Origin of the sequence: Streptomyces inusitatus (genome assembly GCF_014651115.1) — a bacterium.
In the GTDB taxonomy this organism is placed as follows: Bacteria; Actinomycetota; Actinomycetes; order Streptomycetales; family Streptomycetaceae; genus Streptomyces; species Streptomyces amakusaensis.
This window is the reverse complement of the sequence record NZ_BMWG01000032.1, coordinates 1-9618: the sequence shown is the minus strand read 5'-3', so window position 1 is coordinate 9618 and position 9618 is coordinate 1. Positions and strand designations below refer to the sequence as shown.

Here is a 9618-nt window from a genome sequence, read left to right as displayed (position 1 = left end):
GAGGGCCGGACCGGTCTCCCCGGTCCGGCCCTCGACGTTTCCTGGCCGGTGCCCGGCCCCGCCGTCAGAGGGTGCGGGCGAGGACCCGGGAGCCACGGCGGGGGTCGAGGGCGCTCGCCCAGGACGCGGGCGCGAGGTCTGCGGCGGCGGGGGTGAACCCGTGTCTCAGGAACAGCTCCCCGCCGCCCCCGGTGGCCGTGAACACCGCCCACAGCGAGCCCTTGGACGCCCGTGCCAGGGCCGCCCTCAGCAGCGCGGAGCCCACGCCCCGGCCCTGACTGCCGGGCGCGACGCAGAAGTTGTAGAGAACCCCGCCGGGGCCGCTCGGCCCGTCGGGGTGGATCCGCAGGCCCAGACAGCCGGCGAGGGCGCCGTCGGCCCGCTCCACGACGAGGAAGTCGGCCGCGTCGGCGGCGTAGAGGGCGAGGGGGCGCTCGCGGAGCGCGCCGCAGCGGAAGAAGAGCCGGGAGAGCCCGTGGAGGGCCTCGGCGTCATCGGCGCGGGCCCGGCGGACCGTCGGGCGCGGGGGGCCCGGTGCGGCGGCGGAGCGCGGCGGCATGACGGAACGCGGCAGGGCCGTGGTCAATGGGTTCCCTCTCCTCGGTCCCGCCGGGTGCGCGGTGCGCCGAGCGCACGGGGCACCGCCGAGCACGACCGTAAAACTTAGGCAAGGCTTACCTTATCGAGGGCTACAGTACGACACGGCGCTCCGCGCCCCACCACGGGGGCAGCCGAAGGAAGTTGACCGGAACGGGCGGTTCTGGGCCCGCGCCCCTCCCCGGCTTGACGTGGAGCGACCCAAGATAGTTAGGTGAGGCTTACCTAATCTCCACCGACGGGACATGGAGTCCCGTCAGAGAGAGGACACAGACGATGGCCGAAACGGCCCAGGAGCCGTCCGCACCGGACGCCTCCGCCCACGGCACCTCCGCCCACGGCGCCTTCGCACTGGAGCGGCTCGTCCGCGACGTGGCCGAGATGCTCTACGTCGAGACCGAGGACGTCGATGTGGCGGAGAACCTCCTCGACCAGGGCCTGGACTCGATCCGGCTGATGACCCTGGTCGAGAACTGGCGCACCGACGGCGCACGGATCAGCTTCGTCGAACTGGCCGAGCGGCCCACCCTCAAGGAGTGGGCCGAACTGCTGAACAACCGGGGCTGACAGCGCGCCCCGCACCGGGGCCACCGCCCCGAACCGCCCCCCGGCGGCCGTCGGGTGCGTGAAATTCAACGGAGGAAGAGACTCATGGGCGAGAGGCTGCGGGCCGAGGGCCTGACCCTGGCCTACGACCGGCGCGTCGTGGCCGAGCACCTCGGCATCGGCATCCCCGACGGATCGCTGACCGTGATCGTCGGCCCCAATGCCTGCGGCAAGTCCACCCTGCTGCACGCCCTGGCCAGGATCATCAAGCCCCAGGCGGGTGCGATCGTCCTCGACGGCCGCCCCATCGCCTCGATGTCCCCCAAGGCACTCGCCCAGCAGTTGGGCCTGCTGCCCCAGTCGCCCACCACCCCCGACGGCATCACCGTCGCGGACCTGGTGGCGCGCGGCCGTTTCCCGTACCAGAAGCTGCTGCGCCAGTGGTCGGCCGAGGACGACGAGGCCGTACTGACCGCGATGCGCGCCACCGGCGTCACCGAACTCGCCACCCGGCTGGTGGACGAGCTCTCCGGCGGCCAGCGCCAGCGTGTCTGGCTGGCCATGGCGCTCGCCCAGGAGACCCCCATCCTGCTCCTCGACGAGCCCACCACCTTCCTCGACATCGCCCATCAGGTCGATGTGCTCGACCTCTGCGCCGAACTCCGCGAGGAGCGGCGGCGGACCGTGGTCGCGGTGCTGCACGACCTCAACCACGCCTGCCGGTACGCCACCCATCTGATCGCCATGCGCGACGGCCGGGTGATCGCCCAGGGCCCGCCCGCCGAGATCGTCACCGCCGAGCTGGTCGAGGAGGTCTTCGGGCTGCGCTGCCGGATCATCACCGACCCCGAGACGGACACCCCGCTGGTGCTGCCGCTGGCGCGGGAGTCCCGCGCCCGCCGCGACAAGACCGAAGACAGAGCTGCGGCAGGGGTCCCCCGTGTCAGTGCGTGATCACCTCATCGACATCTCGCCGCTGCGCGACAGCAGGGACTTCCGCGCCATCTTCATCGCGCGGGTGGTCTCCCTGGTCGGCCTCGGCATGGCGACCGTGGCGCTCAGCGACCAGGTCTACGACCTGACCGGGTCGACCTTCCAGGTCGCCGTGGCCGGTACGGTCATGAGCGTCACGGTCCTCCTCGGCTCGCTCGCGGGCGGGGTGATGGCCGACCGGATGGACCGGCGCGGAATCATCGTCTTCGCCCGGGGAGCCGCCGCGCTCGCCTTCGCCGGACTGGCCGTCAACGCCTTCCAGCCGGAACCCCGGCTGTGGGCGATCCTGGTCTGCGTCGCCTGGGACGGTCTCGCCACCGGTGTCAGCGTCACCGCGCTGATGGCGGTCGCCCCCACCCTCGTACGCCCCGACCAACTGCCCGCCGCCGGGACGCTGATCTCCCTCACCGGGGAGATCGGCTCCATCGGCGCGCCGCTGCTGGGCGGTGTGCTGCTCGCCCTGTGGGGACCCGGCCCGGTCTACACCCTCGCCGCCGTCACCACCATGATCACCACCTTCCTCATCTCCCGCATCCGCTCGCTGCCGCCCGGCGCGGGCGACGACGATGACGAGGCGGAGGAAGACAGCGGCTCGCTGCTGGTCGCCTTCAAATACGCCTGGCGCAACAAGGTCGTCGGCGGACTGCTCTCCCTCGGCGGCGTGACCGCGCTGTTCACCATGCCGGTCGTGCTCTTCCCCGAGATGGTCGACAAGCAGTTCGACGACAGCGAGGTGATCCTCGGTCTGCTCTACACCGCCCCGGCGATCGGCTCGGTCCTCGTCTCGGCCGGCAGCGGATGGCTCACCCGGGCCGCCCGGCCCGGCAAGGTGCTGCTGATGGCCGCCTTCACCGGCGGCATCGCCACCATCGGCTTCGGCATGAGCGGACTGCTCGGCCTCGGCGTCGTCGGCCATCTCGCCCTCGCCATGGTGATGCTGGCCGTGGCCGGTGCCGCGGGCACCGTGTACGAGATCCTCGAATACGCGCTCATCCAGCACAACACCCCCGACCGGCTGCGCGGCCGGATCGTCAGCGTCAGCACCACCCAGGACACCGCTGGCGATCTCGTCGGCGACGTCGAAGCGGCCCTGGTCGCCAAGTGGTTCAGCCCCGCCGGAGCCGCCGTCGTCAACGGCGTGATCTGCGCGCTGGCGGCGGTCGTCGTCGCGGTCGCGGTGCCCGCGCTCCGCAAGGCGACCCTCCCCGCGGGCTGGGACGACGACGATGACGACGACGAGACCGAGGACGAGGACGAGGACGCGGGTACGGGCCCCTCCGCCGACGCCCCCGTGCTGGAGAAGGCCCCCCGCCCCGCCCCCACCGGCTGAGCCCCGGCGACAGAGCCGCCCGAGCCATGTTCAAGAACACCGTCCGCCGCCCGCGGACCGAGAAAGGCAGAACCCTCATGCTCCGAACCCGTGCACACGCGAGCGGCACCGCGCGTACCCCGGGAGTCCGCGTCGCCCGCCTCCGCCGGACCGCGGCGGGGCTGGTGGCCGCGGTCGCCGTCACCCTCACCGCGTCCTGCTCCACCACCACGGAGACCGGCGCCGAGAGCGGGGAGAAGAAGGACGGCGGCTCCGCCACCCGGACCGTCCAGACGCCCGACGGACCGGTGAAGATACCCACCGACCCCCAGCGCATCATCGGCCTCTCCTACGCCTCCGCCTGGATGCTGGACGCCGGAGTGCCCATGGTCGGCGTCACCGACATCGACGAGGGCGCCCTCTCGGCCGACCAGAAGGCCGCCGTCAAGAAGATGACGATCGTCGGCGAGGGCAACGAGCTGAACTTCGAGAAGATCCTCTCACTCAAGCCCGACCTGATCGTCATCTCCGCCCCCAAGCACGTCCCGTTCAACATCGAGAAACTCAGGCCGATCGCCCCCGTCCTGTCCTACGGCATCGGCAGGCCGACCGAGCTGCTGCCCGCCTCCCTCAGCGTCCTCGACGCGGCGGGCGCGGCCGAGAAGGGCGCCGAGTTCAAGAAGGCGTACGACGACAAGCTCGCCCGCGTCAAGAGCACCTACGCCGACAAGCTGGGCCGCACCGACTGGGCCATCGTCAACTCCGGCGAGGCCGGGAAGTTCTCCGTCTACACCGAGACCTCCTGGCTGGGCGCGGTCGCCAAGGACGCCGGCCTGAAGTTCGCCCCGGTCGCGGGCGCGCCCAAGGACGAGTTCTCCTACGACCTGTCGTTCGAGCAGATCGGCAAGTTGAAGGACGCCGACGTCGTCCTCGTCGACGGCGACGGCCCGAACGGCACGCCGGTCGCCGAGACCAAGTCACTGATCTCGCAGAAGAACTGGTCGGAGCTGCCGGCCGCGAAGAACAAGCAGGTCCACCCGGTGCCCGGCTTCTTCATCAGCCGCTACCCCGAGGGCGTGAAGATCCTCGACCAGTTCGAGCGGATCCTCAAGGCCCTCCCCTAGGTCGTGTCTTCAAAGTCCCGTCTGCCTGTCGTGCCCTGGCACGCACTCCCCCTGGGCTTCGCCCGGGGGGACCCCCAGCCGCGTTGTCGTCAGTCGCCTACGGCCCCCTGGGCCTGGCGGCCCGGGTGGGGGTGCCCCCGGCGGAGCCAGGGGGAGTACCCCCACCGCGTGGGCTCCTTCCTCCGCCTTGCGATCTGGGGGCACCCCCGGGCGAAGCCCAGGGGGAGCACCAGACCCCGCCAGACCCTCCCCCTGGGCCTTCGGCCCGGGGGGACCCCCACTACGGGCGGACGACGCTACTTTGAAGACACTCCCTGATTCTGTGCGGCCCGGCCCTTGTGTCCGTCCGGACGCCGCACAGCCGCAGGTCCGTACCGGTCCTCCAGGCCCCGGGACCGGTACGGCCCGTGCGGGTTCCGCCTCCGGCCACCGCGAGCGCTTCGGCGAGCGGCGGTACGGGGGCGGCGCCCGGCCCCCTCTCCCCCCACCGGCTCCCCGCGCCGCCTTCGACGCCCGGGTGAGCCTCCCGCCGACACCACCTCGTGCGGTCGCGTCCGAAACCTGGAGCAAGATTCCATGACCGAGCGTGCTTCCCAGCGTCTTCCCCTGACCGGGGCTCAGACCGGCGTCTGGTACGGCCAGCGGCTCGACCCGTCGTCACCGGTCTACAACGTCGGACAGTACGTCGAGATCGAAGGACCGCTCGACGTGGAGCTGTTCGCACGGGCGCTGCGGCAAACGGTCTCCGAGGCCGACGCGCTGACCGTGCGGTTCGAGGAGGACGAGAACGGCGAGCCGGTGCAGCTGACCGGCGGGCCGACCGGCGACGGGCCCGCGCTGAAGGTCACCGACCACAGCGCTGCCGAGGACCCGCACGCCTGCGCGGTCGAGGCGATGCGGGCCGACATGGACCGCCCGGCCGACCCGGCGGCCGAGCCGCTCTTCGCCTTCGCCCTGCACACCGTCGGCCCCGACCGCACCCTGTGGTACCAGCGCGCCCATCACATCGCGCTCGACGCCTACAGCTTCTCCCTGCTCTCCCGGCGCACCGCCGAGATCTACACCGCGCTGACGCGCGGCGAGGAGCCCACCCCCCGCGCCTTCGGCGCGCTCGCCTCCGTCGTCGAGGAGGAGCTCGCCTACCGCGACTCCGAGCGCTGCGCGCGGGACCGCGCCTACTGGCTGGACCGGCTCGCCGACCGGCCGGAGCCCGAGCCGCTCGGCGGGGCCTCCTTCGCCGCCTCCCCCACCTTCCTGCGCGAGGGCGCGACCCTCTCCGCCGAGACCACCGCCGGGATCTTCGCCATCGCCCGTGCCGCCCGCGCGAGCTGGGCCGACGCGGTGACCGCCGCCTTCGCCGCCTTCCTCAACCGCTCCACCGGCAGCCGCGACATCCTGCTGTCGCTGCCCGCGATGGCCCGCCTCGGCTCCGCCGCGCTCAATGTGCCCGCGATGGTCGTCAATGTGCTGCCGCTGCGCATCGCCGTCCACCCCGGCGCGCCGCTCGCGAAGCTGACCGCCGAGGTCGCCGCCCATGTCCGCGACCTCCGCCGCCACCAGCGCTACCGCGCCGAGGACATCCGCCGCGACCTCGGGCTCGTCGGCCGCGAACAGGGCCTCCTCGGCCCCATGATCAACGTCAAGGCGTTCGACAACGCCCTCGACTTCGCGGGCTCCCCCGGCACCGTCCACAATGTCGCCGCCGGGCCGGTCGACGATCTCACCCTCGGCCTCTACCACGACGCCGAGAGCGGACGGATCCGCTTCGAGTTCGACGGCAACCCCCGCGCCTACGACGCCGGGACGCTGGCCGCGCGCAGCGCCGAGTTCGCCCTCTTCCTCACCGGGGCGGCGGCCGCCGGGCCCGAGGCGCCTGCCGCCCGGATCGATCTCCTCCCCGCCGATACCCGCCGCGCGCTGATCCACGACTCCAACGACACCGCGCACCCGCTCGAAGGCCGGGGCGTCGTCGAGTCCTTCGCCGACCGCGCCCGCGCCCACGGCGACCTTCCCGCCCTGATCGCCGGCTCGACCACCCTGACCTACGCCGAACTCGACGCCCGCGCCGACCGGCTGGCCCGGCTGCTCACCCGCCGGGGCGTCGGCCCCGAGGGCATCGTCGGTCTCGCGCTGCCCCGCTCGGCCGATCTGCTGATCGCCGTGCTCGCCGTGCTCAAGGCGGGCGGCGCCTATCTGCCGCTCGACCTGGACTACCCGGCGGACCGGCTGGAGTTCATGGTCGCCGACGCCCGCCCGGTGTGCGTCCTGACCACGCTGGACTCCGCCGCGGCCGCACCCGGCGTGCCCGGCGTCGAGACCGTCGTACTGGACGCCCCGGACACCCTCGCCGCACTGGCCGATCTGCCCGCGGCCCCTCTCGACGCCGTCGGCCCGGACGGCGCGCACCCGGCGTACGTCATCTACACCTCGGGGTCCACCGGCCGCCCCAAGGGGGTGATCGTGCCGCACGCCGCCCTCGCCAACTTCCTGGAGATGCAGGCGGAGGAGCTGGCGCTGCGGCCGGGCGACCGGCTGATCGCCGTCACCACCATCTCCTTCGACATCGCCGCGCTGGAGATCCATGTACCGCTGATCAGCGGGGCGACCGTGGTCCTGGCCGACCGGGACACCGTGCGCGACCCGGCCGCGCTCGCCGCGCTCGTGGACGCCCACCGGCCCGCCGTCATGCAGGCCACGCCCTCGCTGTGGCACGCCCTCCTGGATGACGGCCGCCCCGGCTCGCTCGGCGACGTCCGGGTGCTCGTCGGCGGCGAGGCCCTCCCCGCCGACCTCGCCGAGCGGCTCGCCCGCGCCACCCGGTCCGTGACCAATGTGTACGGGCCCACCGAGGTCACCGTCTGGGCGACCTCCGTCACCCTCGACCCCGCGCACACCGGCGCGCCCGACATCGGCGCCCCGTTCTGGAACACCCGGGCCTACATCCTGGACGGCGCGCTGCGCCCGGCCCCGGCCGGCCGTCCCGGCGAGCTGTATCTCGCGGGAACCCAGCTCGCCCGGGGATATCTGGGCCGGTACGCGCTGACCTCCGAGCGGTTCGTCGCCGACCCCTTCGGGGAGCCCGGCAGCCGGATGTACCGCACGGGAGATCTGGTGCGCCGCCGGGCGGACGGCCGCATCGACTTCATCGGCCGCGCCGACGACCAGGTGAAGGTGCGCGGTTTCCGGATCGAGCTGGGGGAGATCGAGAGCGCCCTCACCGCCCGCCCCGAGGTGGGCCGCGCGGTGGTGCTGGTCCGTGAGGACCGCCCCGGGGTGCGGCATCTCGTCGGCTATGTCACCCCTTCGGCACGGCCGGACGCGCCCGGCGGGGCCGCCGGGCCGCTCGACCCCGCCGAGCTGCGGCGGGGGGTTGCCGAGCGGGTGCCCGAGTACATGGTGCCGACGGCCGTCGTCGTCCTCGACGCCTTCCCGCTGACCGCCAACGGCAAGATCGACCGGCGCTCGCTGCCCGCCCCGGACCTGGCGGGCCAGGAGGCCGCGGGCGGCCGGGGGCCGCGCGGGGCCCGGGAGGAGATCGTCGCCGGGATCTTCGCCGATGTGCTCGGACTGGAGGCGGTCGGGCCGGACGACGACTTCTTCTCGCTGGGCGGCCACTCACTGCTCGGGGCGCGGGTCGTGGCCCGGGTCCGCACCGCGCTGGGCGCCCAGTGCACGATCGGCGACGTCTTCGAGGCCCGTACGGTCTCGGCGCTCACCGCGCTGCTCTCCACCCGCTCCGCCGCCGCGGACCGGCCCGCGCTCACCGCCGTCGAGCGGCCCGGGCCCGCGCCGCTCTCGCACGCGCAGCGCAGGCTGTGGTTCCTGCACCAGATGCGGGGGCCGAGCGCCACGTACAACATCCCCTTCGTCGCCCGGTTCGCCGAGCCGCTGGACGTCGACGCCCTCCGGGTCGCGCTGGACGCGGTCGTCGCCCGGCACGAGACGCTGCGGACGGTCTTCACCGAGGTCGGGGGCGAGCCGTACCAGCGGGTGCTGAGCCCCGGGGACGCGGCCGTGCCGCTGCGGGTGCTGGATGTGCCCGCCGAGCGCTTCGACGCGGAGGCGGAGGCCGCGCTGAGTCATCTCTTCGACCTGGCCACCGAGCCGCCGCTGCGGACGACCGTGCTGCGGGACCCGGCGACCGGCGCCCACGCCCTGGTCGTACTGCTGCACCACATCGCGAGCGACGAGTGGTCGATGGGCCCGTTCCTGAGCGGCCTGGAGCGCGCCTACGCCGCGCACCGCGCGGGCGCGGATCCCTCGCTCGGCGAACTCTCCGTGCAGTACGCCGACTTCGCGCGGTGGCAGCGCGCTCTGCTCGGCGACGCGGCGGACGCCGGCTCGCTCACCGCGCGGCAGTCCGCGTACTGGCGCACCGCGCTGGCCGATCTCCCGGAGGAGCTGGCGCTGCCGACCGACCGGCCGCGTCCCGCCGTCGCGGGCGACGCGGGCGGCATGGTGCACCGGGCGGTCCCCGCCGAACTGGCCGCCGGGGTGCGGCGGCTGGCGCGGGAGAGCGGCAGCAGTGTCTTCATGGTGGTGCACGCGGCGGTCGCCGCGCTGCTGCACCGGCTCGGCGCGGGCGACGACATCCCCCTCGGCAGTCCCGTCGCGGGCCGGGGCGAAACGGCCCTGGACCCGGTCGTCGGCTTCTTCGTCAATACGGTGGTGCTGCGCGCCGACCTCTCCGGCGACCCGACCTTCGCCGAACTCCTCGACCAGGTCCGCGCCACCGACCTGGCAGCGCTGGACCACACCGATCTCCCCTTCGACAGCGTCGTGGAGACGGTCAACCCCGAGCGCTCCCTTACCCGCCACCCGCTCTTCCAGACGATGGTGTCCCACAGCACGGTCACCCAGGACATCCGGACGCTCTTCGGGCTGGCGGCCGAGATCGACCGGGTGGATCCGGGTGTCACCAAGTTCGATCTGGACATCACGTTCTCGGACACGGCGCACAGCGACGATCTCGATCTCGAAGTGTTCTACGCCTCGGATCTCTTCGACCGGGTGACGGTCGGGACGCTCGCCGACCGGCTGCTGCGACTG

Annotated in this window: 6 protein-coding genes; 5 read left to right on the top strand and 1 reads right to left on the bottom strand. The window is 73.2% G+C overall.

What is annotated here, in order from left to right; all coding sequences use genetic code 11:
- Positions 1-64: 64 nt before the first annotated feature.
- Positions 65-559: a GNAT family N-acetyltransferase gene (locus IE247_RS31465; RefSeq protein ID WP_190126810.1), complete on the bottom strand. Its 495-nt coding sequence runs from the start codon at positions 557-559 to the stop codon at positions 65-67.
- Positions 560-873: 314 nt separating this feature from the next.
- Between IE247_RS31465 and IE247_RS34645 the strand changes: the two genes are divergently transcribed.
- The 5 genes from IE247_RS34645 to IE247_RS31440 form a co-directional block, all read left to right on the top strand.
- Complete coding sequence (locus tag IE247_RS34645) at positions 874-1164, top strand: phosphopantetheine-binding protein (RefSeq protein WP_190126762.1); 291 nt, start codon at positions 874-876, stop codon at positions 1162-1164.
- Between the two features lie 84 nt (positions 1165-1248).
- Positions 1249-2097: an ABC transporter ATP-binding protein gene (locus IE247_RS31455; protein ID WP_190126761.1), complete on the top strand. Its 849-nt coding sequence runs from the start codon at positions 1249-1251 to the stop codon at positions 2095-2097.
- A complete protein-coding gene (gene entS, locus IE247_RS31450) occupies positions 2084-3466 on the top strand; it encodes an enterobactin transporter EntS (RefSeq protein ID WP_190126760.1) in 1383 nt (460 codons plus the stop codon). Before IE247_RS31455 ends, entS begins: the two co-directional genes overlap by 14 nt.
- Before the next feature lie 77 nt (positions 3467-3543).
- Positions 3544-4569 carry an ABC transporter substrate-binding protein gene (locus IE247_RS31445; protein ID WP_190126759.1) on the top strand — a complete coding sequence of 342 codons (1026 nt, stop codon included), beginning with the start codon at positions 3544-3546 and terminating at the stop codon, positions 4567-4569.
- A 576-nt stretch (positions 4570-5145) separates the two neighbouring features.
- Positions 5146-9618 (top strand): non-ribosomal peptide synthetase (locus IE247_RS31440; RefSeq protein ID WP_190126758.1); only part of this gene is annotated, 4473 nt, incomplete at its 3' end.